At 57.9% G+C, this 24,784-nt stretch carries 22 protein-coding genes; 11 read left to right on the plus strand and 11 right to left on the minus strand.

The features are described 5' to 3' along the window. Window positions 1-73: 73 nt before the first annotated feature. Entirely contained in the window at window positions 74-1,867 is a 1,794-nt protein-coding gene (locus ABVF61_RS06895; protein WP_353993681.1) for an ABC transporter ATP-binding protein, read from the minus strand. Between the two features lie 219 nt (window positions 1,868-2,086). Between ABVF61_RS06895 and ABVF61_RS06900 the strand changes: the two genes are divergently transcribed. Together ABVF61_RS06900 and hemF are read left to right on the plus strand one after the other, a co-directional pair. Beyond that, window positions 2,087-2,557 (plus strand): tRNA (cytidine(34)-2'-O)-methyltransferase, encoded by a 471-nt coding sequence (locus ABVF61_RS06900; RefSeq protein ID WP_353992780.1) that lies wholly within the window; start codon window positions 2,087-2,089, stop codon window positions 2,555-2,557. A 47-nt stretch (window positions 2,558-2,604) separates the two neighbouring features. Continuing rightward, complete coding sequence (gene hemF, locus ABVF61_RS06905) at window positions 2,605-3,531, plus strand: oxygen-dependent coproporphyrinogen oxidase (RefSeq protein WP_353992781.1); 927 nt, start codon at window positions 2,605-2,607, stop codon at window positions 3,529-3,531. Window positions 3,532-3,550: 19 nt separating this feature from the next. Here the strand turns inward: hemF and ABVF61_RS06910 are convergent, their stop codons facing one another. From ABVF61_RS06910 to ABVF61_RS06930, 5 genes are all read right to left on the minus strand, one after another. Continuing rightward, window positions 3,551-4,645, minus strand: a complete 1,095-nt coding sequence (locus ABVF61_RS06910; protein WP_353992782.1) for an HD-GYP domain-containing protein — start codon at window positions 4,643-4,645, stop codon at window positions 3,551-3,553. Window positions 4,646-4,751: 106 nt separating this feature from the next. After that, entirely contained in the window at window positions 4,752-5,996 is a 1,245-nt protein-coding gene (locus tag ABVF61_RS06915) for a CCA tRNA nucleotidyltransferase (RefSeq protein WP_353992783.1), read from the minus strand. Between the two features lie 3 nt (window positions 5,997-5,999). Further along, window positions 6,000-6,260 carry a DUF6111 family protein gene (locus ABVF61_RS06920; protein WP_353992784.1) on the minus strand — a complete coding sequence of 87 codons (261 nt, stop codon included), beginning with the start codon at window positions 6,258-6,260 and terminating at the stop codon, window positions 6,000-6,002. Further along, window positions 6,260-6,856, minus strand: coding sequence for a CoA pyrophosphatase (locus ABVF61_RS06925; protein ID WP_353993682.1), 597 nt, complete (start codon window positions 6,854-6,856; stop codon window positions 6,260-6,262). Before ABVF61_RS06925 ends, ABVF61_RS06920 begins: the two co-directional genes overlap by 1 nt. Window positions 6,857-6,964: 108 nt before the next feature. Then, window positions 6,965-7,564 carry a DUF1285 domain-containing protein gene (locus ABVF61_RS06930; protein WP_353992785.1) on the minus strand — a complete coding sequence of 200 codons (600 nt, stop codon included), beginning with the start codon at window positions 7,562-7,564 and terminating at the stop codon, window positions 6,965-6,967. 270 nt (window positions 7,565-7,834) lie between these two features. On the opposite strand from ABVF61_RS06930, the gene ABVF61_RS06935 reads away from it, so the two are divergent. The 4 genes from ABVF61_RS06935 to ABVF61_RS06950 are packed head-to-tail and all read left to right on the plus strand — an operon-like array spanning window position 7,835 to window position 14,717. Next, window positions 7,835-8,854 (plus strand): AAA family ATPase, encoded by a 1,020-nt coding sequence (locus ABVF61_RS06935; protein WP_353992786.1) that lies wholly within the window; start codon window positions 7,835-7,837, stop codon window positions 8,852-8,854. 31 nt (window positions 8,855-8,885) lie between these two features. Next, window positions 8,886-9,809, plus strand: coding sequence for a DUF58 domain-containing protein (locus tag ABVF61_RS06940; protein ID WP_353992787.1), 924 nt, complete (start codon window positions 8,886-8,888; stop codon window positions 9,807-9,809). 4 nt (window positions 9,810-9,813) lie between these two features. Continuing rightward, window positions 9,814-12,633 carry a DUF4159 domain-containing protein gene (locus tag ABVF61_RS06945; protein WP_353992788.1) on the plus strand — a complete coding sequence of 940 codons (2,820 nt, stop codon included), beginning with the start codon at window positions 9,814-9,816 and terminating at the stop codon, window positions 12,631-12,633. Between the two features lie 8 nt (window positions 12,634-12,641). Then, entirely contained in the window at window positions 12,642-14,717 is a 2,076-nt protein-coding gene (locus ABVF61_RS06950) for a hypothetical protein (protein WP_353992789.1), read from the plus strand. A 121-nt stretch (window positions 14,718-14,838) separates the two neighbouring features. On the opposite strand, the gene ABVF61_RS06955 is transcribed toward ABVF61_RS06950, so the two are convergent. Continuing rightward, window positions 14,839-17,220, minus strand: coding sequence for a bifunctional diguanylate cyclase/phosphodiesterase (locus tag ABVF61_RS06955; protein WP_353992790.1), 2,382 nt, complete (start codon window positions 17,218-17,220; stop codon window positions 14,839-14,841). Window positions 17,221-17,611: 391 nt separating this feature from the next. Then, window positions 17,612-18,106 carry a GNAT family N-acetyltransferase gene (locus ABVF61_RS06960; protein WP_353992791.1) on the minus strand — a complete coding sequence of 165 codons (495 nt, stop codon included), beginning with the start codon at window positions 18,104-18,106 and terminating at the stop codon, window positions 17,612-17,614. Between the two features lie 372 nt (window positions 18,107-18,478). Between ABVF61_RS06960 and ABVF61_RS06965 the strand changes: the two genes are divergently transcribed. Continuing rightward, entirely contained in the window at window positions 18,479-19,453 is a 975-nt protein-coding gene (locus tag ABVF61_RS06965) for a glutathione S-transferase family protein (RefSeq protein ID WP_353992792.1), read from the plus strand. A gap of 22 nt (window positions 19,454-19,475) precedes the next feature. On the opposite strand, the gene ABVF61_RS06970 is transcribed toward ABVF61_RS06965, so the two are convergent. Next, a complete protein-coding gene (locus ABVF61_RS06970) occupies window positions 19,476-19,961 on the minus strand; it encodes an NUDIX domain-containing protein (protein WP_353992793.1) in 486 nt (161 codons plus the stop codon). A 342-nt stretch (window positions 19,962-20,303) separates the two neighbouring features. Here ABVF61_RS06970 and ABVF61_RS06975 point away from each other — a divergent pair, with 342 nt between their 5' ends. Next, window positions 20,304-20,429: a hypothetical protein gene (locus ABVF61_RS06975; protein WP_353992794.1), complete on the plus strand. Its 126-nt coding sequence runs from the start codon at window positions 20,304-20,306 to the stop codon at window positions 20,427-20,429. Window positions 20,430-20,510: 81 nt separating this feature from the next. Next, window positions 20,511-21,440, plus strand: a complete 930-nt coding sequence (locus ABVF61_RS06980; protein WP_353992795.1) for a metallophosphoesterase family protein — start codon at window positions 20,511-20,513, stop codon at window positions 21,438-21,440. Window positions 21,441-21,618: 178 nt separating this feature from the next. Here the strand turns inward: ABVF61_RS06980 and ABVF61_RS06985 are convergent, their stop codons facing one another. Then, window positions 21,619-22,200, minus strand: coding sequence for a hypothetical protein (locus tag ABVF61_RS06985; protein WP_299472740.1), 582 nt, complete (start codon window positions 22,198-22,200; stop codon window positions 21,619-21,621). 237 nt (window positions 22,201-22,437) lie between these two features. On the opposite strand from ABVF61_RS06985, the gene mtnA reads away from it, so the two are divergent. Further along, on the plus strand, window positions 22,438-23,544 hold the full coding sequence (mtnA, locus tag ABVF61_RS06990; protein WP_353992796.1) for an S-methyl-5-thioribose-1-phosphate isomerase: 1,107 nt from the start codon (window positions 22,438-22,440) through the stop codon (window positions 23,542-23,544). A gap of 115 nt (window positions 23,545-23,659) precedes the next feature. On the opposite strand, the gene ABVF61_RS06995 is transcribed toward mtnA, so the two are convergent. Continuing rightward, the gene (locus ABVF61_RS06995) at window positions 23,660-24,274 is read right to left on the minus strand and encodes a GNAT family N-acetyltransferase (RefSeq protein WP_353992797.1); all 615 of its coding nucleotides are present in this window, start codon (window positions 24,272-24,274) and stop codon (window positions 23,660-23,662) included. Window positions 24,275-24,420: 146 nt separating this feature from the next. Between ABVF61_RS06995 and ABVF61_RS07000 the strand changes: the two genes are divergently transcribed. After that, entirely contained in the window at window positions 24,421-24,696 is a 276-nt protein-coding gene (locus tag ABVF61_RS07000; protein WP_353992798.1) for a flagellar biosynthesis protein, read from the plus strand. Window positions 24,697-24,784 lie beyond the last annotated feature (88 nt).

Genomic DNA, 24,784 nt, shown 5'->3' on the forward strand with positions numbered 1-24,784 from the left:
TGACCCCTTCATTACGTCCGCCTCGGTGTTTCGGATCAGCAAAATCGCATTGCAAACCGTTCCACCTTTTCACTCAGGCCGGAACTGCATCTGTCCTGAGAAACCCGCCTGATTGCCGTTGCCAGAGCTGTGCGTATAGCCCGGTTTTGTCTTGTAGAAGCACGTCATGCGTGCCCTGTTGAACGATCTTTCCTTCGTCCATCACGACCAGCCGGTCCATTGCGGCAATCGTCGACAGACGATGCGCGATGGCAATGACCGTTTTTCCAGCCATAAGGCTTTGCAGGTTCTCCTGGATCGCAGCCTCAACCTCCGAATCCAACGCGGATGTCGCCTCGTCAAGGACCAAAAGGGGCGCATCCTTCAATAGGACGCGTGCGATTGCTATCCGTTGCCGCTGTCCCCCCGACAATTTGACACCGCGTTCGCCAACATAAGCGTCAAACCCTGTCCGGCCCTTCTTGTCTTCCAGTTTTTCAATGAAGTCGAGCGCGTGCGCCTTGCGCGCCGCCTCAATCAAATCCTCTTCCCGCGCAGAGCTTCGTCCGTAGCGGATATTTTCACGGATGGAGCGATGCAAAAGGGATGTGTCTTGTGTCACCATTCCTATGGAGCGGCGTAGAGACTCCTGCGCAACATGTTTCACGTCCTGGCCGTCGATCAGTATCCGCCCCGCTTCCAGGTCGAAGAACCTGAGCAGCAGGCTCACAAGCGTCGTCTTGCCCGCACCGGACGGTCCCACCAGACCAACGCGCTCGCCCGGTTGGATGGTAAGATCCAGATGATCGATGACGCCGCCGTCCTTACCGTAGTGAAAGCGGATGTTTTCAAATCTTATCTCGCCGTGACTGACGCCGAGCTCTTTTGCCTGCGGAGTGTCGGTCAAGGCAATTGGCTTGACGATTGTTTCCATGCTGTCCTGAAGCGATCCGAAGTGGCGGAACAGACCGTTGAGCTGATTGAAGAGCCGGTTGAGAAGTATGTTCAGCCGCAAGATCAGGCTGAGCGCAAATGCAACATGCCCGGTGCTGATACCGCCGTCCTGCCAGACCAAAAGTGCCATCGCGGTAATCGAAACGATCATCACGCCATTAATCGACGACATGATTATTCTGATCGATGTCAGGTAACGCGTGAACCTCTTGAGTTTCGCAATGAACCCCTCAAGTGATTGCCTGGCGCCCCGGCTTTCCTCCAATGTTGATCCAAAAAGTTTCACCGATTGAATGTTGGTGTAAGTGTCGACGAACCGCCCGGTGACGCCAGAGTAGCTATTTGCCGTTTCCTTGGAGGCAACGCGGATCCGCGGCACGAAATACCAGGCGGTCACCGCAAAAAGGCCAAGCCAAAGCGCGACGAGAGCTCCAAGCCTGCCATCCAGTTCCGTGACGAGGATTAGCGTTGTCACCGCATAGACAATGATAAACCAGGCAACCTGTAACAGGTTGATCATGAAATCGCCTGCTGACATGCCCGCCTGCATGACCTTCTGCACCAACCTGCCCGCCAGGTCATCCTGAAAATAACTCAGGCTCTGCCGCATGACGCGTTGGTGGCATTGCCATCTGACCAGGTTGAAAAATCCGGGAACAACCGTCTGTTCCTCAACGAGAGCCATCAGCGCAGCAACCAAGGTCCGCAAGACAAGAACCACCAGTCCCATCAAGAAGAGAGTCCAGGCATGATCACTGAAGAAGGTGGCCCGGTCCCCGGTTTCCAGCAGATCCACAATTCTTCCCAGGAAATTGAAAATCGTGACTTCGACGAAAGCAGAGAGGCAACCGAGAAAAAGCATTGCCACGAAAGGCCAACGGACTTGCGTTATGAAATAAAGGAGAAAGCGGAGGCCGCCGCGCGGCATTTCCATGTCCGGTGGGTTTCGAAACGGATCAATCCAGCTTTCGAACAGGCGAAAAAGCGCGGACACGGGGAATCTCCTGATGCATGGGAGCGAATCTGATGACTATTCTATGCTCGCCGTTTCAAATCGGACTATCAAATAAACACGTCAAATGAGGCAGAAGGCATGACAATCGCCGGTCAAACTGCTATCCACCGCCGCCTGTAATCCGAGATCTTTGAAGCGATGCCAGACATAGCGCTCTACCAACCCGATATACCTCAGAACGCTGGAACGATACTGCGCCTAGGGGCCTGCATGGGTGTTACGGTACACTTGATCGAACCGGCCGGATTTCCGATTTCCGACAGCGCTCTGAAACGTGCCGGCATGGATTATCTGGAGCGGGCCACGATGCGCAGGCATCGAAGTTTCGCGGATTTCGAACTGTTTCGCTTGACGCAAAACAAGAGACTTATCTTGCTGACAACCAAAGCTGAAGTCAGATACACCGACTTCGAGTATCGGCCGGATGATGTACTGTTGATGGGCCGTGAAAGCACCGGCGTTCCTCAGAGCATCCACGATCTCGTCGACGCACGATTGACCATTCCCATGATGGAGGGCATGCGTTCAATCAACGTCGCCGTCTCCGCAGGCATGGCGCTCGGTGAAGTCTTGCGGCAAACCGGCACTTTCCCTAAAAATCCAGATTGAACACCTCTTGCACGCCGCCGCGTGGCAAACCGTTGAAAGCCAGTCTCATGAATGCTCCTTCCATGCCAAACCGTGGCGGTCCGATCCCGGACGAAATCGAGGAAAAGAAGCGGATCGCACCTGCCTGGTTCGAAGCTCTCCGCGACCGGATCTGCAAGTCTTTCGAAGATCTGGAAGACGAGATCGGCTCCCTGTCCGGGCCACTGTCAGACAAGCCGGCGGGACGGTTCGAGCGCACCCCCTGGGAACGCACGGACAGCACGGGCGCAAAAGGTGGCGGCGGGGTCATGTCCATGATGCATGGCCGGGTCTTTGAAAAAGTCGGCGTTCATGTGTCCACTGTTCACGGCGAATTCTCGCCAGAATTTCGCGAACAAATACCGGGAGCATCCGATGATCCCAGGTTTTGGGCCTCCGGTATCAGTCTGATCGCACATCTGCACAATCCGCATATACCTGCCGTTCACATGAACACCCGGATGGTCGTGACGACCCGTCAATGGTTTGGCGGCGGCGCCGATCTGACACCCGTACTTGATGCCCGCCGTACCCAGGACGACCCGGATACCCAGGCCTTTCACCTGGCAATGCGCAACGCATGCGAAGCACACGATGTCGCCGACTACGATGCCTACAAAGCGTGGTGCGACGATTATTTCTTCCTGAAGCACAGGAACGAAGCGCGCGGTATCGGAGGTATTTTCTACGACTATCTTCACAGTGGTGACTGGGATGCCGATTTTGCGTTCACGAAATCGGTCGGAGAGGCTTTTCTCGGCGTCTATCCGGAACTCGTTCGTAGGAACTTCGCCAAAAGCTGGACAGAAGCGGAGCGCGAGGAACAGCTCATTCGCCGTGGCCGCTACGTCGAATACAACCTTCTCTACGACAGAGGCACCATCTTCGGTCTCAAGACAGGCGGCAACGTGGCTTCAATCCTGTCGTCGATGCCACCGGTCGTGAAGTGGCCCTGAACAACGCCGCTGCAGGTTTCTAAGCTGCTGGCGCTTCGCGCGTGACCGCTCCGAAGGCGCGGCCGAAAAGCATGTCGGCCAGTTTCGCGACGATTTTCTGGTCGAGTTTTGGCCCCATGTTTTTCATCATTTCGAGGGCCGTACGTGCGGGCACGCTCTGACGGTAAGGACGCTCTTCTGTGAGAGCGGCAAAGATGTCGCAGATGGTGATGAGACGTACTTGGGGGATCAGCTGGTCACCCTTCAACCGGTTGGGATATCCCGAGCCGTCAACAAATTCGTGGTGCTGGATCGCCATGCGCTTGATGTTCGGCGACACTTCCAGTCTCGTTTTCAATATATCGCGCCCGAATTGAGGGTGCTTGTCGACTATTGCACGTTCTTCGGTCGTGAGTTTGCCCGCCTTGTCCAGGATCGTAAGGGGAATACGCATCTTGCCAATATCGTGGACGAGGCCACCCGCGATGACCTCTTTGCAATCGTCTTCGGACCACCCAAGATGCTTCGCGAGCATTCCAGCGAGACCGGCAACCTGCAGCGAATGGCAATATGTTGCGCTGTGATGCGTTTCAACGGCATTCATCCAACAGGACAGACCGTCCTGTTTCAACGCACCCAACATGTCCTCGGCGCTCTCATTCATCAGGTTGATGCGAATTTTCGCACCCTCAACCGTCGACAAGCAAAGGCTTTCCAGAAATATGTTGCTCTTTTTGTAAGCTGCAGTCGTAGATGCTGGCGTTTTTCGGGGAAGAGCTTCCAGGATATCTCTTCCGATGAGCGCATTGACCCGTTTCAGGAGAAGCGGAAACGGCGCATCACGCTCGATTATTTCCGTCTTGCCCAGTGCAGCCGCCTGAATGACTTCACGCCTGTTCTTCTGGGACACAAGGCAGATGACAGGGATCTCGGCGATACTGTCCCAAGCAGTCTTAAGCGCTGTAAGCCCGGCGTCCGATGACCCCAGCAATTCAATAACAGCGATCTTGCCTTCGGCGACGGTGTCGGGCGAAACCTTGTCCATCTCAATCAGACGGGCCGGAAGGAAAAACGGGAGCTTCCTGACCGGTGAATCCAAGGAAAGTTGCCCGTCTGAAATAAGTACAAGTTCCATCTAATGTCTCGTTTACGCGCCCGAACAAGTCTTGAGACTTTCATCTCCCGGCTTAACTCTGGGGAAAAACATCAGATATCTTGCCGCAATTTCCTTTAAAAAAACGCTAAGACGAGCTGCCGGAAAGGTCGATCAATTGCTGTTTCGACATAGCGAAATCGCTGTCTTTCCATTCGGCTTCAAGGCGTTTCAGAACGACACCGAGTGCAGGACCGGGGGTGTGGCCGGCGGCGATGAGGTCAGCGCCCTTGAGGGGAAATTCGGGCACAGCCAGCTCGCGCAGCGAGATCAGCAGCTTTTCTAAGCTGAAAGTCTCTTCTGACTTCCTGGCAATACGGGTCGCCCAGACCGCCAGCGCACCATCAATCGCTCCCTGCCTGCCGAAATCATAGATCAGAGAAGGTGCGCTTGAGACCGCATCCGTTTGCTTGACGCGTTTCTTGGCTGACCAGGCTGTCTGCATGCGCTTGCGTTCCGCATTCGAAAGCCGAAAACGCTCGCTTATCCGCTCGAGATCCTCGCGCACGAACCCGGCAAGCACCACCAGACCAAGTTCGGGGTCGCGTGTTTCATCTGCGGTCCTCTCCAGCTGCCTGAGTGCGGCGTAGTCGTCGACGCGTGCCAATCCGCCCGTGGCGATTTCCCAAAGACCGCAATCATTCATCAGTTTGATAGCATCCGGCGCCAGAGGAGCTCTCAGCAAGCGTCGCATTTCATGTCCGATCCGCTCGGCGGACAATCTGCGCAAGCCGTCGCGTTGCCGTAGGCACGCGCCAAGACCTTCCCGGTCAAGCTCGCCTCTTCCATACGCTGCATAAATCCGGAAAAACCGAAGGATTCTGAGATAGTCTTCCCGGATGCGGCTGTCCGGATCGCCGATAAACCTGACATGCCGGGCAAGACAATCTTCCAGTCCCCCTAACGGATCGTGCAGTGCGCCGTGCCGGTCGACATATAGCGCGTTCATTGTGAAGTCGCGGCGTTTGGCGTCCAGTTCCCAATCCCGGCCGAAGACAACGCGCGCTTGCCGGCCGAAGGTTTCCACATCCTGACGCAGGGTCGTCACTTCATAGGGGAAGCCGTCACTGACAATCGTGATCGTCCCATGGTCGAGACCTGTCCCGATCGGCTTCAGGCCGGCTGTGCTGGCGCGCCGCATGACATCCTCGGGCCGCGCGGTCGTCGCAATGTCCACATCGGAGACGGGGTGTCCCAGCAGCGTGTTTCGAACCGCACCACCGACAGCCCTTGCCGTGTCGCCATCCTGTTCGACAGCGGAAAAGACGGCCTGCAAGCCGGGCTCGTGCAGCCAGCCGGCGGCACGAAGCGTATCTTCAGGCCCTTCAGACATATCTTATTCGAACCCGCCGGGGACGAAGACACCGTCTTTCATTTGGGTTGGCCGGTAGTTCGAGCCCTCGGGGCCACGATTTAGGGTCGACATGACGATGAAGCCGATAATGACGAACGCAAGACCCGTCACCGTTAACCACGCAAGTGGTCCCTTTGCCCAGCGATCGGGATGCTTGCTCCGCTTTGTGAGCCAAAGCCAGATCGCGTAACAAATGAATGGGAGTAAAAAGAGGACCAGGTGGGTCAGTGCGACACGCAGCATTAGCGATAAACCGTCTCGTAGAATGATCGGATGATTCCGGCGGTGACACCCCAGATATAGCGCTCGCCAAATGGCATTGCATAAAAATATCGACGCTTGCCCTGCCACTCCCGGCTCAATTTCTGATGATTGGCGGGATTCATGAGAAAACCGAGCGGCACTTCGAAGACATCGTCGACTTCATCGGGGTTGGGACGGAACGCGGTCACATCATGAATGGCTCCGACGACGGGTACGACGCGATATCCCGAGCCGGTCAGATACGGTGCGAGGTTTCCAAGCGGTTCGACTTGCCTGGGCGAAAGCCCGATTTCCTCATCCGCTTCCCTAAGCGCAGCCTCAACGGGTCCATTGTCCGTCGGGTCAATTTTTCCGCCGGGAAAGGCAACCTGACCGGCATGTGACTTCAAGTGCCCTGTCCGCTGGGTCAGGACGACACTTGGCCCCTCACTCCTCTCGACGATACCGATGAGCACCGCCGCCTCTCTGGGTGGGCCCTCCCACCTGGCATAGGGTGGAAGGTCGGGGTTGAGAACATGATCTCCGGTCTCCGAACGGTTGCTTGAGTGCTCTGCGGCGCGAAGCAGGGAACGCATGGTCTCCGGCCACGCGCCCTCTTCAAGCGGGTTCTGCGTCAGTGTAGCACTCATCAGGCCTGCTGCTCAGTCTCGGTTTGCTGTCGCACTATCAAATGGTTGCTCCATTCATTTAAGCAAATCCTGACCGATTTCAAAAAACTGTCCGCCGCCCCAGATACCGGTCTCGGATCGGTCAGATCCGCTGCGGTCCACGATCAAGTCAGCTAGCTGATACATCAGAGCACGTGTGAAGAGTGCTTCCAGCCGCCCTCTCACCAGAACATAAGGTTTCAGTCCTCCGCTGTCCGGTTCTTTTTCAAAACGCAGCGGGTGATCTTCATCGACTTTCACCACTTCACCGAGATTTGTCCGAAGCGTCAGCTGCTGGTCCTCTCCCTCGCCCGCAGCCACCATCTCCACAGCCAGAAAAGGGGCATCATCGACTGTAATTCCGATTTTTTCGACAGGTGTCACCAGATAGTGCTTGCCGTCTTCATCCTTGCGCAGGACGGACGCAAACAACCTGACAAGGGGTTGCCGCCCAATCGGTGACCCTAGGTAAAACCAGGTCCCGTCACGGGCAATGCGGATGTCGAGATCCCCGCAAAACGGCGGATTCCACTTTTCTACCGGCGGCGGCGACTTGTCTGATGCATCCGCCCGGCTCATCAAGGCTTTCAGGCCCTCGGGCATGGGCATTGGGGCCGGTGCGGTGTTGTCTGACATCAAATTTACCATCCTGATCAGAATAATCCGGACCTCCGGATTTTTGCCAAGTCCTTGCCTCTCGGCTCACACTACAGCCTGAGCGCACTGCCGACAGGTCCACTCTTTTCCCCAGCACGCGGAAAGAATCTTGGACCTTTCCACTGTATGGCGCACAATTGCGCCTTATCTAGTGAATTATATGGTGTCAGACTGCATGAGTCGCAGCAACTAAAGACAATGCCCCGGCCAGCCCCTAGGTTCGGGATAAACATTCGGGAAAGGTGATTCATGAGCGTTGTTTCTCCCTCCAGCCCCAGCGATGAAGATCTCGCGGCCGTTGCCGAAAACGCAGAGCGCGCGGTTGCGCGTATCAGCGATGCGAAAGTTGATATCGCGAGAATCATTTTCGGCCAGGAAACGGTCGTTGAACAATCGCTTGTGACAATCCTGGCCGGCGGCCACGGTCTTCTGGTGGGTGTTCCCGGTCTTGCAAAGACCAAACTTGTCGAAACCCTCGGCACCGTGCTGGGTCTCGACGCGCGGCGCATTCAGTTCACGCCCGACCTGATGCCATCCGACATCCTGGGCGCGGAAGTGATGGAACAGGCCACCGATGGCGGCAGGTCGTTCCGCTTTATCCCCGGCCCAGTCTTTTCCCAGCTGCTGATGGCCGACGAAATCAACCGCGCCAGCCCGCGTACGCAGTCTGCTCTTTTGCAGGCCATGCAGGAGTACCACGTGACCGTCGCGGGTCACCCTCATGACCTGCCCCGCCCTTTCCATGTTCTGGCAACACAGAACCCGCTTGAGCAGGAGGGAACTTATCCTCTGCCCGAAGCGCAGCTCGACAGGTTCCTGATGCAGATCGACGTTCATTATCCGGACCTGGAAGCCGAGCGGCGCATTCTCACGGAAACGACCGGTGCGCAGCAGGCCGAGGCGCAGGTTGCGATGAATGCTGACGAACTGATGGAATATCAGCAGCTCGTCCGCCGCATGCCGGTCGGGGAATCCGTTGTTGAAGCCATCTTGAAGCTTGTTCGCTCGGCACGCCCCGACGAAGCTTCGGCAGACAGCGACGTGACAAAGCTTATTGCCTGGGGTCCTGGACCGCGTGCAAGCCAGGCCCTGATGCTGACAGTGCGCGCAAGGGCGCTGGTCGATGGCCGTCTGGCACCGTCCGTGGACGATGTGCTTGCGCTGGCGGAGCCGGTTCTGCAACACCGCATGGCACTGACATTTGCAGCAAGAGCCGATGGTCATACTGTGAGAGACGTCATTCAGCGCGTCAAAGAGACAATCGCCTGAGTTCAAGTCTTTCGCAGGAGCCCCGCACCATATGGATCCCCGGACACCAAAGGCAGGCATAGATCAGGACACATGGCCGAACGTTATCGGCGAGGCAAGATCCGTCGCCGATGCGCTGCCGGACCTTCTCGTTGAAGCAAGTCATGTCGCCAGTTCGATCATCGCTGGCTGGCACGGACGCCGCCGGGCAGGTCCCGGCGAGAGCTTCTGGCAATTCCGGCCGTTCAACATGGGCGAGCCGGCTAAACGCATCGACTGGAGGCGTTCCGCGCGCGATGATCATCTTTATGTACGCGAACGGGAATGGGAGGCGGCACACACTGTCTGGCTCTGGGCCGATTTGTCCTCCTCAATGGTGTTCCAGTCGCGCCTCGCGGATGTTTCCAAGCGGGACCGATCCATCGTCCTGATGCTCGCGCTGGCGGATATGCTTGCTGAAACCGGTGAACGTATCGGCCTGCCTGGCCTTACGCGCCCTTTTTCCGACCGGCGCGCTGCCGAACGCCTTGCGGACGCTCTTGCGCATCTGTCGAAACCGGTTGCCCTGCCCGACACGATGTCGATCAAACGGTTTGCCGATGTGGTCCTGGTGTCCGACTTTCTGGACCCACTGGACGACATCGCCGCTTGGGTCTCGCGCGTTGCCAGTACAGGAGCCAAAGGTCACCTCGTTCAGGTACTTGATCCGATCGAAGAGACTTTTCCGTTTGATGGGCGGATCGAGTTTACCGATCCTGAACGCGGCACGCGTCTCACCGCCGGGCGTGCTGAAAACTGGCGCGAAGACTATCAAAACAAACTTCAGGCGCATCGCGCTGAAATCAGGGACATGGCCCGGCGTGCCGGATGGACCTATGTGCTGCATCATACCGACCGTCCCGCAGCCGAACCGCTCCTCGTGCTCCACAGCGCCTTATCCGGTGCTCTCGACGTTATGAACAAGGGAGGCTTGTAGCCAGATGTTTGCAGGCCTTCCCCTGACGTTCACAGCACCGTGGATCCTTGCCGCTCTCGCGCTTTTGCCCGTGATCTGGTGGCTTTTGCGTTTGACGCCCCCCCGCCCACGCGAAATCGCTTTTCCGCCGACCCGGCTGCTTTTGGATATCGACCAGCACGAAGAGACCCCCCAGCGCAGCCCCTGGTGGCTGACGCTGCTGCGTCTGCTGCTTGCCGCCATTCTGATCATCGCGCTTGCAGGCCCTGTATGGCGTACCGCAGAGCCCGTTGAAACGGGTGAAGGCGTGCTCTGGCTCCTTGTCGACAACGGCTGGACCTCAGCTCAAAGCTGGGACGCGCAGGTCAGCGCGGCCGAACAGCTCCTGACCACTGCGGAACAATCGGGCCAACCGGTTTTGTTTGCAGCGACGGCGGAAGGTCCTTCCCAAAGCTTCGTTCCGGAGGCCGCCGCAAGTGCTCTTGAAAAACTGCGTGCCCTCGAGCCGCGCCCCTATGCCCCCCGGCGCAGTGAGCTGAGCATCGGTCTTCGAAAGGCAGTGCAGGAAGCACCTCCCGGTTCTATAGTCTGGCTGTCCGACAGCACGCATACCGATGATGCCTTTCTGGCAGATCTGGCCTCGATGACCGGCGACGTTCCGGTTACCGTTCTTTCAGGCTTGGACACGCCACTTGGTCTGAAGGACCTCAAGAACGACGCAGACGCGCTTTCCTTGACAGTCGTCCGGCATCCCGATCAACAGCGGAGCACGGCCAGCGTCCAGGCTCTGGATCTGAAAGGACTGGTTCTGGGCGAGGTGCAGGCACGCTTCGATGCGGGAACTTCAGAAACCACGGCACGTTTCGAATTGCCGAGCGAACTGCGCAACGACATCGCGCGTGTCGAAATCTCAGGTGAGGCTGCAGCCGGCGCCGTGCAACTGGTAGACGACAGCTGGCGCCGCAGGATCGTTGGTTTGATCAGCGGTCAATCGGGTGATCTTGACCAGCCCCTCCTTTCACCGGTCTATTATCTTGAGCGTGCGCTGTTACCGTTTTCCGATATCCGCCAGCCCAAGGATGGCGACATCGCTCTGGCGGTTCCGGCACTGATCGACCAAGGCATCTCGGTTCTTGTTCTGGCTGATGTCGGCCGATTGCCGGATACGACAGCCGCAGAACTGCGCGAATGGGTCGAAAACGGAGGCACGCTGGTGCGCTTTGCCGGACCGCGCACGGCCGGCGGCAGTGATGAGCTGATACCGGTAAGGCTGCGTGAAGGCGATCGTTCGCTTGGCGGATCACTCTCCTGGAAACAGCCTCAGCATCTCGCTGCCTTCCCGGACGACTCTCCATTTTCCGGCCTCAGGATTCCCGAAGAGTTGACCGTAAATCGCCAAGTGCTGGCTGAACCGACTTCGGATCTTCCCGAACGGACCTGGGCCATGCTCGAAGACGGCACGCCGTTGGTGACCGCTGCCCCGCTCGGGGCAGGAAGCCTTATTCTGTTCCACGTTACCGCTGACAGCGCATGGTCGAACTTGCCTCTGTCCGGCGTGTTCTTGAACATGCTGCGCAGGATCCTTGCCGTCTCCAATGTTGCGGCAGCTTCTGAGACTGCAGCCGACAGCACTCCGACCAAGAGTGTTTTGCCGCCGCTACGGCTTCTCGATGGTTATGGACGCTTCGGTGCGCCTCCTGTTGAAGTCACACCGGTGAACGCGGCCGAATTCAGAGACGCTGAAGCGAGCCGGAGAACACCGCCCGGTCTTTATGGCACTGAAGACGGTTTCAGGGCTCTGAATTTGATGCATGCCGACGATGCCCTGCTGCCGCTCAACCTGACAGAACTCGGGTCTCGCGCAACCCTGACGGCCTACCCGGCATCCGATCCCGTCGACCTCAGAGCGTTCTTCTTCACGGTCGCCTTCCTGCTGCTCATTGCTGATGCGATCGCCGTCTTCCTGCTTGCGGGCGGGCTCAGCCGGATAGGTCTGCGCAGCCGTGCGGCCGGTATTGCAGCCTTGATGGCGATTTCGCTCGCTGGAGCACTGACAATCGCACCGGAGCGAACCTACGCGCAGTCGACGTCAAATGAGCTGCAGGCACTTGAATCGACACTGGAAACAAGGCTCGCCTATGTGTTGACGGGAAATCCGGAAATTGACGATGCAAGCGCTGCTGGCCTTTCTGGCCTGACCCGCTTCCTCGCCGAACGTACCGCACTGGAACCGGGCGCCCCCGTTGCAATCGACATTGCCCGTGATGAACTCGCCTTTTACTCCCTGCTCTACTGGCCCATCGACCCGGCCGCGGACAAGCCGGGCGACCAGACGATCGCGCGCATTGATACATTCATGCGCAATGGCGGCACGATCCTGTTCGACACGCGCGATCACATCAATGCCTCGGCTTCCGGATTTTCCTCAACACCGGCAACGCTGAAACTCCGCGAGATCCTGGAAGACCTGGATGTGCCGCCGCTCCAGCCCGTGCCGCCGGATCATGTTCTGACTAAGGCCTTCTATCTTCTCGATGCCTTCCCTGGCCGATATGCCGGCAGCCCGCTCTGGGTGGAAAGCCTTGAGGAGATCGCAGCGCGTGGCGATCGGCCGGTCCGCGCCGGCGACGGCGTGTCTCCGATCATGATTACCGGCAACGATTTCGCATCGGCGTGGGCAATTACCGAAGATGGCGAGTTCATGTATCCGACAGTGCCGAACAACCCGGTACAGCGGGATTATGCATTCCGGTCCGGCGTTAATATCGTCATGTACAGTCTGACCGGCAACTACAAGGCCGATCAGGTGCACATCCCGGCACTGCTTGAACGGTTGGGGCAATAGGAGCGCATATGGTCTGGTCACTCTCCTTCGACCCTCTGCTGCCGCTCTGGGCTCTGATCGCCGGCGGTATAGTCGTGTTTTTGATTGCCGGATTTTCGGGCTATCTCAGTTTGCGAGGCTGGGTTCTAAGAACCCTGACGATGGCGTTGTTGCTGTTCGCACTCGCCAATCCGGCTGTTGAACGGGAAGATCGCGAGCCGCTGTCGAGCGTCGTCGCGCTTGTCGTCGACAAAAGTCAGAGCCAGCGGCTTGCCGAACGCGAGGCCACGACCAACGAGGCGGCCGCAGAAATCCAGCGCCGCGTGGAGGCGCTCAAGGGCTTTGACCTGCGTGTCCTTGAAGCACGCAATTCAGGCTCCGGCAACGGGACGGAGCTGTTTCAGGCCCTCACGAACGGACTGGCCGATGTTCCGCCGGAGCGGGTTGGTGGCGCGATCATCGTGACCGACGGCCAAATTCATGACGTTCCGGAAAATGCCGGTGCGCTCGGGTTCGACGCGCCGGTGCACGGCGTCATCACCGGCACGCCCGAAGAACGCGACCGCCGGATTGTGCTCGACAAGGCACCAAGGTTCGGTCTTGTCGGATCTGAGCAGACAGTCAGCCTGACAGTTGTTGATCAGGGCCAGGGCACGGGTCCAGGAGATCAGGTGCGCCTGACTGTAAAGCGCGATGGCACCATTGTCAGCGAGCGCACTGCCCGCACCGGCGAAAAGATCGACATACCTGTCGAGATTGCCCATGGCGGCGACAATATTTTTGAGTTTGAGGCAGAGCCCCTTCAGGACGAATTGACAACCCTGAACAACCGGGCCGTCGTCACCATTGACGGAATTCGAGAGAACCTGCGCGTGCTTCTGGTGTCCGGCTCGCCGCATTCAGGCGAGCGCACGTGGCGAAACCTACTGAAGTCCGACGCGTCAGTGGACCTTGTTCATTTCACGATCCTGCGTCCGCCAGAAAAGCAGGACGGAACGCCGATCAACCAGCTGTCGCTGATCGCCTTCCCGACCCGCGAACTCTTCTCGGTCAAGATCGACGAATTCGACCTGATCATCTTCGACCGCTACGTGCGCCGCGGCGTTCTGCCAATGCTTTATTTCGACAACATCGCCCGCTATGTGCGTGACGGTGGCGCCGTGCTCCTGGCAGGAGGCCCCGACTATGCCGAGGCCGGCAGCCTTTACCGGACGCCGCTGGCACCGATCCTGCCTGCCAGCCCGACCGGTGGCATTCTGGAAGAACCGTTTTACGCAACTCTTGCCAACCTTGGCGAGCGGCACCCGGTCACGCGCGGCCTTCCGGGCTCCGAGCAGGACCCTCCGGCCTGGAGCCGCTGGTTCCGAGCTGTCGACACACAGCTTGATGCCGGGCATCAGCTGATGTCCGGTCCGAGCGACTCCCCGCTGCTGGTGCTTAACCGCGAAGGCGAAGGCCGTGTCGCGATGCTCCTGTCCGACCATGTGTGGCTCTGGGCGCGCGGGTTTGAAGGCGGCGGTCCACACGTCCCGCTCCTGCGACGCCTCGCCCATTGGCTGATGCAGGAGCCCGATCTTGAGGAAGAAGCGCTCAACGTTTCAATACTCGGTGGCGACCTGGTCGTTGAACGTCAGACACTTGGCGACTCTGTCGGCGAAGTGACCGTGACAGCCCCGACCGGGGACGCGACGCAAATCACGATGGAAGAACGGGACCCGGGTCTCTGGCGCGGCGACATGCCCGTGGAGCAGACCGGCCTCTTTTCCGTGACCGACGGGGTCTTGAGCGCGTTGATCCACGTCGGCCCGCAAAATCCACGAGAGTATACGGATGTCCTGTCAACGACCGAGGTCCTATCGCCGATCAGCGAAGCGACAGGTGGCAGCACGCAGCGGCTGAGGGATGTCGGCGGTGACATGGATGTTCCCCGTGTCGTCTCGATGCGCACCTCGGCAAGCTACGCAGGAAACGGCTGGATCGGCCTCAAGGCGACAGAAGCAAGCGTGCTCAACGGTGTCGACCGTTATCCACTCATGATCGGTCTTCTTGGCCTCGCCTTGCTGCTTGGCATGCTGTCGCTGACCTGGTACCGCGAGGGCCGCTAAGACAGGACCAACCTTGGCGCCACGGCAACCGCATGCATTCAGCGGCGTCCCGGTATTCGTCAGGGATAGCGTGCGCATGCGCGCGGAAAAGATCTTCTGAGCTCGCTGATTGTTCCGGCTTTTAGTTCGGTTGCGAGTGTTTTTTCAAAAACGCGCCAAGCTCATCGATCCCCATCGGCTCGGCCAGTGCATAGCCCTGCGCAAAATCGCAGTTCAGTGCTGCAAGCCTTTCAACCTGCTCCATCCGGTCCGCGCCTTCGGCTATCAGGGGTATGCCGAGAGAGTGCCCCATGCCGATGATTGATCCAACCATCCGCTCGAAGATATTGCCTTCCTGGATGCCGCAGATCAGATTGCGGTCGATCTTGATGTGTGCAGGCTGAATATTCATCAACCCCAGCACCGACGCATTCGCAACACCGAAGTCGTCCAGATCCAGGCTGCAACCGGCCTGCCTGACCTCTTCGAGAATGTTCGCTAGTTGCTCGTCCACCGTGTCGAGAGCCATGGTCTCCACAAGTTCAAATCGCACGTCAAATGGCAAATCGCCGAGTGACCGAAGACTTTCAAGAAACTCCGGTGAGGACAAGCGTTCCTCGGACAGATTGACGGCGAGTGCGGGAACGCTGACGCCATTTTCGCTCAGGTCGCGCAACTGAGCAACAGAGCGGTCCAGCATCAAGGCATCGATGTCGGCGAGCAAATTCAACTCTTTCACCATGTCCAGAAAGTCCGGCGGGGCCAGCAGTCCGCGCTCTGGATGGTTCCACCGGACCAGGGCTTCAACCCCGGTCACGGTTCTGTCCGGCAAGCGAAACTGAGGCTGAAAATGCGGAAAGAACTGTTCGCTTTGAAGGCCTGCCTTGATTTCCCCTCCGAGCTTTCGCTCCTCAAGGATCGCGGTCAATAGTGCCGGCGAATAGGCAACAAACCGATCCTTGCCCGCCTTCTTGGCGTCATACATTGCAAGATCGGCCGCCTTCATGAGGCTGGATCGGTCGCCTCCGTGTTCCGGATACAGAGCAAGACCAACGCTGGCGCCAATGATGGTCTGCGTGCCATAGACAACAATCGGTTCCCTGATCCGTTCCACGATTTCCGCGGCCAGCCCGGGTGCCCGGTCATGGTCTTCTGATGGAAGCCAAATTGCGAACTCGTCACCTCCAAGACGGGTAACCAGCGGACGACGGAAGGCAGCTGATGGCCCTTGCTTGAACTCATCATCTTCATGTTCTGCGAGTTTCCTGACGCCCAGAACGGCGCACAGCCGTTCGCCGACTGCTTCCAGGACCTTGTCGCCGACATCATGGCCATACATGTCGTTGACGGACTTGAAGCCATCAAGATCGATAAGCATCAAGGTTCCGCGCCGGCCTTCCGATATGGCTCCGTTCAATTGCTTGTGCAAGTAAGTCCGGTTGCCCAGACCGGTGACCAGATCCTGATAGGCAAGCGCATTGATCGTCGACATGTTCTCGCGCAAGCGCAACACCATTTCTCTGAAGCGCTGGCTGAGTTCATTGAATTCGATCGGCAGAAATCTGCTTGAGCCCTGAACTTCCGGCAAGCTCATTTCCCCTCCCGCTATCCTGGAAGAAGCGCGGGTGATCTGCTCGATCGGCCGAACCACGCGCAACGAAACCAGGAGTGCGAGCGCAAGCGCCGACGCGACGCCAATCACCAGGACAATGACGGCCGACCGGCGGGCATCGTCGGCTTTTTGCTGCAGCTCGGCGATCGGTTGCGGGATCATCACACCCCAGCCGACTGGGTGAACATAGGTGAAACCGGCAATCATGTCGCCCTTGAGCGCCGGCGAATAGAAGGTCTCAACGCCGGTCTCGCGTGCAAGCATCCTTTGCACCGCCGAAATCATGGACATGTCCCTGCGCGTCGCGACCCAGTCGGGAAGCGGATGGGAGAGCGCCCGACCGTGATGATCAACAATTGCAGCATGACCGCGAACGCCGAAAGAGATCGCCTCGCCCAGCTCCCGGAAATAGGTGGTCTTTACGGCACCAATGGCCAGTGAATCGCCCGTACGCTTGACCATGTGAAGCACATTTTCACCGTCCGGCGTTTGAACGACCGGGCCAAAGGCAACACCTTCGGGCGTTACGAGTGACTTGAGACGCTCGAACTCCGATTGCGGGATCACTGCCGGACAGGGCGCAGAAGCCGACGCCAATGTGAGCGTCACGCGACCCGTCTCCCAGTCGGCAATGCAAACATGCCTGAAGCTCAGATTGTCGAGAACGCGAAGCATCGTGCTTGCGTCGGACCAGGTCTCCGGTGTGTCGAGCAACATGTCAAACGTCGTCACGACGTCCCGGTAGTAACGCTCCAGTGCGGCCGCAAGGTTTCTTGCCAGCAGCAGATGACGTTCATGCACTTCGTCGAGTTCACCCTCGAGCACTTCGGAATGAGGCCAGGCCTGAAACAGCAACAGTGGGGTTACCGACAGGAAGAGAAACAGTGTCAGTAGAAAATATCTGAGCTTCATAAATCAATGCGCCTCAAGCAATGCCTGCCCTGGCATCTATACTGCGCAATTCTTAATTCGAAGCGAACTGAACTTTTCGAGATGTAACCAGTTCTGTAGATTTTACGTGAACCGTAGGTCTTTTCGATCTGTGTTTCGCCGCTTATCCACTTATGCCGTCCCGGCCTCGTGCCGGATCCTTAGTTGCTGCAAGGACCGCAAGTTCCAGGATCTCCGCTACGCTGCATCCGGACAGGCAGTTTCCTTCAATCATGGCACTGGCTTCCAGGTTCAAATTCGTAAGGTAATCATCCCTAAGCGAGGGTTTTCCCAAAGACGAACCCACTCAGCATCTCGTTCTTTGTTGCCGTCCAACCAAACGCACAGAGTACAGCGAAATGCAGCGACGATTTCACAAACCGCCGCGTACTGCACCTTCTGGCATTTCCGCCCCGTTCATCAGAGCGACCAGCAAACGCGCCGGATCGACGGGCCCAGGCAGCGAGATATGTCCGAGAGGAACCTGCTGAAAGCCGAAGGGCCCGTAGTAAGGCGCATCGCCGACGAGAAGAACGACCTTGTCGCCTGCCATCGCCGCTGCATTCATCGCCGTGCGCATGAGCGCCTTGCCGAGCCCCCGGTTCTTGAAATCGGGAGAGACTGTAAGCGGACCCAGCAACAGCGCCTCTGTATCTCCGATCAGGATCGGCGAGAGCCGGATCGAACCGGCAATGTGCGGACCCACCATTCCGACGAAGGACAGATCCGGCCGGTGCGGCACGTTCTCGCGAATACGAAATGCAGTCCTCGCGAACCGTCCCGGTCCGAAAGCTTCTGCCTGGAGGTCTTCAATGGCGGTATTGTCGGCGGTGTCTTCGAGCCGGATGACCCACGTGGTCTGTTTCATGAGGCTGTTCCTGAACAAGCGGTCTTTATCGGAAAGCGCGCCTGCCAATAGCCCAGATGAGGATGGTTGTGGTCCGGGATCAGGTCAGCCGCGACGAAGCGGACGAGAGCTTTCTCGTCGGTCGGTTCGTCGTCGGAGCATCAGACCTGCGGTCATTGATCCCAGTCTTTCGGTTGCGCCGGAAATTGAGAAAAGTCCGGCGGTTCATTCGTGAGGCAAAGCGGTTAGCACGCAAGCCCCTTCCGGTCCAGCGCTTTTTTGCATCGTTCATGACACAAGCCATTGTTCACGCATCCCGAACACAGCATTCAGTTGATTGATTTTCAGCTTCGGCGCACAACCTTCAGCTAAAGGAAAGTCAAGGAGCGCACTATGGGATTGCTGGTAGACGGTGTCTGGAAAGACCAATGGTACGATACGAAATCCAGCGGAGGCCGGTTCGTCCGCAAGGACGCAGCGTTTCGCAACTGGATCACTGCAGATGGATCTGCCGGTCCAAGCGGGACAGACGGGTTCAAGGCGGAAGCGGGGCGCTACCACCTGTTCGTTTCCTACGCCTGTCCCTGGGCGCACCGGGCAATGGTCTTCCGCAAGCTGAAAGGCCTGGAAGACGCAATCGGTCTTTCAGCAGTTCAACCGCTCATGCTTGAAAACGGTTGGGAGTTCGCAGAACAAGAACCTTTGACGGGAGCGAAATACGCCTGGAACATCTACGCCAAGGCGGATCCGACCTATACCGGCCGCGCGACGGTGCCGATCCTGTGGGACAAACACCAGGAAACAATCGTCAGCAACGAGTCGTCCGAGATCATCCGGATGTTCAATTCCGAATTTAACGCCCTGACGGGTTCCAATCTGGATTTTTATCCTGAAGACCTGCGCGCGGACATAGATGCAATAAACGAGCGTATCTATCACTCGGTCAACAACGGCGTTTACAAATCCGGCTTTGCAACGTCACAGGAAGCCTACGAGGAAGCGGTCACAGCCCTTTTTGAAACGCTGGATTATCTGGAAGATCTGCTGGCGTCAAACCGGTACCTAACAGGCGACCGCCTGACCGAAGCAGACTGGCGGCTGTTTACGACACTTGTGCGCTTCGATGCCGTCTATGTCGGGCACTTCAAGTGCAACATCAGACGGATCGTCGATTACCCGAACCTGCAGAACTACCTTCTGGAGCTCTACCAGGTGCCGGGCGTCGCAGAGACTGTCGATATGACGACAATCAAGCAGCACTATTACGGCTCTCATGAAAGCGTTAATCCGACCCGGATTGTTCCAGTAGGACCGGAGCTTGATTTCCTGCAAACTCATAACCGCGATCGGCTTCCGGCAGCCGCATAAGGCCTTAAACCCGGCGCCTTGATTACCAGTAGGCGCCGGACGGAAAGTCCCCACGTCTGAACTCTGTCAGACGACGTTCCGTTGCCGGGCTCAAAGCGTCCGGCAGCGCATCCGGAGCAAAAAAGCCTGCTTCGGCGATTTCGGAGTTGGGTTCCAGATATGCTGCAGTCTCGCTCCAGTCCGTCAAGTGGAACAGTCCGACATGATCGCGGCCCGTCGCCTCGCGATTGAGGTACATGCCGAGCAGATCGGGAGTGCCCCCAGCCGCAATGCCCGCCTCTTCGCGCACTTCGCGGGCTGCAGCTTCCGCGAGCGTTTCACCTCCATCGACGGCACCGCCTGGAAGATACCAGCCTTCCAGATACGTATGACGCACCAGCAGAATTCGGTGCTGGTCGTCTTCAACAAGCACGCGGACCCCCAGAATATAAGGGTTCCGGATCAGCACCGCGCTCTGGACAATTCGTTTCGTCCAGGGTGTTGGAAGGATCGACAGAAGTTTCAACATACCGGCAGATTGCACGCCTAATTCGTGAAGTAAAACTTTATTAACCCATGCATTTTCTGCAGGGCAGATGCGACGGAATATCGCTCGTAACGCTCCGAGCCAATGCCTATATAACGTGCACAGTGATGAATTCGAAGGCAGCGCAAACGCTGCCGGACCGCTAAAAGGATAATGACAATGTTGAACGCACTCTTCGGCAAAGGCCGCAAACGTCCTTCCCACTACCAGTGGAAACCGGCTGTTGATCTCAGCAATCCGCGCATTGTTGCTGCACTGACCACGTTCCCAACGAACTGACAACCGTCGATACGGGGCTTCAGCAAACCGCAAACGGAGCAGCACATGATCGGTTTCGTAAATGTTGTGAACGCGACGCTGCGCGAGACGACGCGCACCGCAGGATCAAACGCCAAGAAACACGTCGTACCTGCGGATGCCAAAGCCAGACGGCCGAAAACAAAAGCCTGATGGTTCAAAAAATTTGAACAGCCTTGAGCGCGCCGCGTTATTTTCTTGACGCGGCGCGTTTTGATTTGAAGATGCGCCCTCATGTTCACGCTCGCGCATCTCTCGGACCCTCATCTTGGTCCCCTGCCTGACCCGAAGCTTCTTCAGCTCGTTTCAAAGCGCATTCTCGGTTACCTCAACTGGCACCGGAACCGATCCAAGATCATGGGCGCAAGCTATCTGGATCAGCTTGTCGAAGACATGAAAGAAAAAGCGCCGGACCATATCGCCGTCACCGGCGACCTTGTGAACATTGCCCTTCCGCTCGAGATCGCCGGAGCACGCACATGGCTTGAGGAAATCGGCGACCCTCAGGATGTTTCTGTCGTGCCCGGAAACCACGATGCCTATGTGCCCGGTGCCGTTCGCCGTGCACGCGCGGCGTGGTGGCCCTATATGTGCGCCGACGAGGCCGGCACGGCGCCACCTGAAGACACCAGAACGGAAGCAACCTTTCCCTATGTCAGGCGGCGCGATGATATCGCGCTCGTGGGCGTGACAACAGGCCGTGCGACGGCACCCTGGTTTGCCACCGGCCGGGTCGGGAGCAACCAGGCGAAACGCCTGCACACGGAATTGGAGGAACTTGGAAAAGAAGGTCTCTTCCGCGTGGTGATGCTTCATCACCCCCCCTTCAGGCAGGCCACCGGGTGGCACAAGCGCCTGTCGGACGCGTCGCGTGTCCGCGCGGTGGTCAAGCGCGCGGGCGCCGAACTGATCTTGCACGGGCACACACACATTGACAGCTTTGAGGAAATCGACGGTCCGGACGGCCCTGTCCCGGTGGTTGGCGTTCCCTCAGCAACAAGTGTCCCTGGCGGACATAAACCGGCGGCCTGCTACAATCTCTTCAAAATCGAAAAGACCAATGCCGGCTGGGCCTGTCGCATGGAAGAACACGGCTTCGATGCTCCGAACACACCGGTTGTTTTGCTTCGAGAGCGGGATGTCATAATTCCGGGAGGGGGTTGAAGCATCGATAGACGCACGTTCTCAAAAAACTCGCCTCCCCGACCGTGTCATGGCTGAGATGACAAGGGTTCAGCAATCCAAATCGCATCAAGGCATTATTCGGACCAGAACCATGCTGGATCCTGGTGCTGGTTCCACCAGGTCGGACATTCCAAGGTTGAACGAAATTGACGCGCGCTCAAAGTGGATTGGCAAACCAGGCGAATGCGACGAGGCCGACGACACCGGCAGCAATCCCGATGCCGAAAGCGCCCAGAACAGCCAGCCAGGATGTTCGGCTTTCACGCACCCGGACGACTTTGGACTCGTTGGCAACCTGCTTGAGACGGTTGTTGAGCCAGTCGCCTTCCAGCGCTTTTTCCCGTTCGATCACCCGCTCGGCAATATATTCGGTCAGGCAGTCGGCCATGTCGTCGATGTTTGCCGTCTCCAGTATAACAACCCGTCCAAGGCGCGTGTCCTTCAAGAACCGGTAGGTCTTGCGGTCGCCGCCGACAGCGACGTGGCTGGTTGCGTCAATCCACAACCGCGGGGTCGAACCGGATATGATCTGCAGTGAAAACTGGTCGTCATCCTCCGGGATCTCTTTGAAAACATCCTTGAGTTCGTCTGCCAGCATATCGAGCCGTGCCCGCTCCGTATCCTGGAGTTCGACGACAACGTCGGAGCGTTCGACTTCACCGAGCTGCACCTTGCGAATGGCATCGCGCAGGGAGCGAATGCGCGTGTGTGGGACGACGTTATCCTGCATTTCAGACATATGGTGCCTGGCTCCTTTTTCAGCCGTTCGTGAACCAAGTCTTAACCGACTCCCTTCGGCGCGAAACGGCCACACGGCCCTTGTCCCCGCCTATCCACCGGCAATGATCCGAATTTGGTTAACAGACTTTAAGAGATTTTTAACCCTGAGGCCAGCAAGGCAGCGCTGGCCACACCCCAAATCATGGGTTATGCAAAGTTAGAACATACGTGTCCGCCCTGTACGGGAGATTGCCCCATGAATGTCGACGGCAAGAAGTACCGCACGATCTGGCTCGCAAAGGATGGCGAAAGCGTCGAAATCATCGACCAGACCAAGTTCCCCTACGCTTTCGAGATCGCAAAGCTGCGCACAATGGAAGATGCCGCGCACGCGATCCGGGTCATGCAGGTGCGTGGCGCGCCGCTCATCGGGGCAACGGCGGCTTACGGGGTCGCGCTTGCGATGCGGGCAGATTCCTCGGACGAAGCGCTGCACAATGCCTGTTCGGCGCTTCTGGAAACACGGCCGACTGCCGTCAATCTTCACTGGGCCCTCGACCGGGCGCGCAAGAGCCTGATCCAGGTGGAACCGACGCTCCGCGCCGCTGCCGCATTCACGCTTGCCAACGACATCTGCGATGAAGACATCGGGATCAACATGGCAATCGGCATGCATGGCATGGAGCTGATCGCCGCCATTTCCGAGACGAAGCGCAAGGGCGAGCCCGTCAATATCCTGACCCACTGCAATGCCGGCTGGCTTGCAACGGTGGACTGGGGAACCGCCACGGCACCGGTCTACATGTCGCATGATGGCGGTATTCCCGTGCATGTGTGGGTCGACGAAACCCGTCCGCGCAACCAGGGAGCCTTTCTGACCGCCTGGGAGCTTGGGCATCACGGCGTGCCGCACACGGTGATCGTCGACAATGCAGGTGGGCATCTGATGCAGCACGGCGAAGTCGATATCGTCATCACAGGCACCGATCGAACGACGGCAACCGGCGATGTCTGCAACAAGATCGGGACGTATTTGAAGGCGCTCGCAGCGAGGGACAACAACGTGCCTTTCTATGTCGCCCTGCCCTCGCCAACCATCGATTTCTCGCTGTCGGACGGTGTTCGCGAAGTGCCGATCGAAGAACGCGACGGTAAGGAAGTCAGCCAGATGACCGGCAGGACCGACCGCGGCGACATTCACACGATCAATATCGTTGCCGAGGGCTCGCCAGTTGCCAATCCGGCGTTCGACGTGACCCCGGCGCGCCTCGTGACGGGTCTTATCACCGAACGCGGCGTTCTGGAGCCGAGCCGCCAGTCCATCGCGGAAGCCTTCCCGGAACGGGTCAAAATGAGTGCCTAGGATCTGAGAACCGAAAAAACGGTTCTGGATCTTGCGATTTGTTTTACCAGACCTCTGTCGGGATAGCGCTGTTGAAACTGAGGCGTTGAGACGACAAGCGCAGGACCTTCCCGCCCTAACCTTCAATCACGGGCACATGCGGCGCTCTTTCACGGGTGTGAAGGCCCAGAAGGCGCGGGTCATCGGCAACTTCAATGGAGCGTTTGTAGGGCTTGAACCCGCACGACATGTAGAACCGCAGGGCCTGCGGACTGTCACCTGTGCAGGTGTGCAGCCAAAGGCGCCTGGTTTCCGGACGAGACCAGGCCATTTCGACCGCCTGTGCCATCAACCACCGCCCGAGACCATCGCCAATGGCATCCGGCACGAGGCCGAAATAAGAGACCTCGGGTTCCTGCGGGTCAGTGAAATCCAGTTCAAGCGTCCCTATCGGTTTTCTGCCCATCATGGGCAGATAGTTTTCCCGTGCCGGATCGTTCAACATTTCCGTGAGCGATTCATCGTCATGGATCAGCCGGCCGAACCACATCCAGTCCTCGCCCACCTGCCGGAAGAGGCTGCGATAGGCAGCAAGGTCAGGCGCGTTCCATCTGAGCAGATCAACATCGTCCCGCGCAGGAGCTAACGGAGATGGCGGCGGCGCCAACATTTCCAGAAACGTGACCACGAACGCAATTTTCCCGTCCGGAACATCTGTATAGCCGTTCAGATCAAGCACGCGGTTGGTCATCTCAAATCCAGGGATAGATCGCAGTTCAGCTCCGGCTTAGCAGTTGCCTTGAAAAGCACAAGGGCGCGTTTTGCGTATTGCACCGCTTTAACACCCTGTTAACCACAACTTGGGACACTGTGTCGGTATCCAGGAAAGATGCATTGATGCCAAAGGTCGGGAACTACATCCAAAGAGACTATCACAACAAGTTCCGGTCCCAGGGCAAGTCCACCTGGTCGGACTTCAATCAGGCATGGGCCCAGAAGCGTCAGGCCTCCGCTGAAAGGATGCAGCAACTGCGTGCGATAGCCAACAACTTCGCGACAATCGGCACCCAGGCCTCACAGGCAAGCACTGCGTTTATCTTCCAGAACCAGAATCAGGCCGGCCCATACGCCAACGCGACAGCCGTCGCAGCACGGATCAACGTACTGGTCTGAGCCTTCAGAAAACGGTAGCTGAGTTTCCGCGAGCGGCGTCACCCCTATTATAGTCAATTGCGATTGGATACACGTTTTGTTTGAAGGG

Origin of the sequence: Roseibium sp. HPY-6 (assembly GCF_040530035.1) — a bacterium.
Lineage (GTDB): Bacteria > Pseudomonadota > Alphaproteobacteria > Rhizobiales > Stappiaceae > Roseibium.

Bases quoted from the DNA above. Each gene is read 5' to 3' on its own strand.
- ABVF61_RS06895 (WP_353993681.1), bottom strand. From the start codon at position 1,867: ATGGAAATGCCGCGCGGCGGCCTCCGCTTTCTCCTTTATTTCATAACG.
- ABVF61_RS06900 (WP_353992780.1), top strand. From the start codon at position 2,087: ATGCCAGACATAGCGCTCTACCAACCCGATATACCTCAGAACGCTGGA.
- hemF (WP_353992781.1), top strand. From the start codon at position 2,605: ATGAATGCTCCTTCCATGCCAAACCGTGGCGGTCCGATCCCGGACGAA.
- ABVF61_RS06910 (WP_353992782.1), bottom strand. From the start codon at position 4,645: ATGGAACTTGTACTTATTTCAGACGGGCAACTTTCCTTGGATTCACCG.
- ABVF61_RS06915 (WP_353992783.1), bottom strand. From the start codon at position 5,996: ATGTCTGAAGGGCCTGAAGATACGCTTCGTGCCGCCGGCTGGCTGCAC.
- ABVF61_RS06920 (WP_353992784.1), bottom strand. From the start codon at position 6,260: ATGCTGCGTGTCGCACTGACCCACCTGGTCCTCTTTTTACTCCCATTC.
- ABVF61_RS06925 (WP_353993682.1), bottom strand. From the start codon at position 6,856: ATGCGTTCCCTGCTTCGCGCCGCAGAGCACTCAAGCAACCGTTCGGAG.
- ABVF61_RS06930 (WP_353992785.1), bottom strand. From the start codon at position 7,564: ATGTCAGACAACACCGCACCGGCCCCAATGCCCATGCCCGAGGGCCTG.
- ABVF61_RS06935 (WP_353992786.1), top strand. From the start codon at position 7,835: ATGAGCGTTGTTTCTCCCTCCAGCCCCAGCGATGAAGATCTCGCGGCC.
- ABVF61_RS06940 (WP_353992787.1), top strand. From the start codon at position 8,886: ATGGATCCCCGGACACCAAAGGCAGGCATAGATCAGGACACATGGCCG.
- ABVF61_RS06945 (WP_353992788.1), top strand. From the start codon at position 9,814: ATGTTTGCAGGCCTTCCCCTGACGTTCACAGCACCGTGGATCCTTGCC.
- ABVF61_RS06950 (WP_353992789.1), top strand. From the start codon at position 12,642: ATGGTCTGGTCACTCTCCTTCGACCCTCTGCTGCCGCTCTGGGCTCTG.
- ABVF61_RS06955 (WP_353992790.1), bottom strand. From the start codon at position 17,220: ATGAAGCTCAGATATTTTCTACTGACACTGTTTCTCTTCCTGTCGGTA.
- ABVF61_RS06960 (WP_353992791.1), bottom strand. From the start codon at position 18,106: ATGAAACAGACCACGTGGGTCATCCGGCTCGAAGACACCGCCGACAAT.
- ABVF61_RS06965 (WP_353992792.1), top strand. From the start codon at position 18,479: ATGGGATTGCTGGTAGACGGTGTCTGGAAAGACCAATGGTACGATACG.
- ABVF61_RS06970 (WP_353992793.1), bottom strand. From the start codon at position 19,961: ATGTTGAAACTTCTGTCGATCCTTCCAACACCCTGGACGAAACGAATT.
- ABVF61_RS06975 (WP_353992794.1), top strand. From the start codon at position 20,304: ATGATCGGTTTCGTAAATGTTGTGAACGCGACGCTGCGCGAGACGACG.
- ABVF61_RS06980 (WP_353992795.1), top strand. From the start codon at position 20,511: ATGTTCACGCTCGCGCATCTCTCGGACCCTCATCTTGGTCCCCTGCCT.
- ABVF61_RS06985 (WP_299472740.1), bottom strand. From the start codon at position 22,200: ATGTCTGAAATGCAGGATAACGTCGTCCCACACACGCGCATTCGCTCC.
- mtnA (WP_353992796.1), top strand. From the start codon at position 22,438: ATGAATGTCGACGGCAAGAAGTACCGCACGATCTGGCTCGCAAAGGAT.
- ABVF61_RS06995 (WP_353992797.1), bottom strand. From the start codon at position 24,274: ATGACCAACCGCGTGCTTGATCTGAACGGCTATACAGATGTTCCGGAC.
- ABVF61_RS07000 (WP_353992798.1), top strand. From the start codon at position 24,421: ATGCCAAAGGTCGGGAACTACATCCAAAGAGACTATCACAACAAGTTC.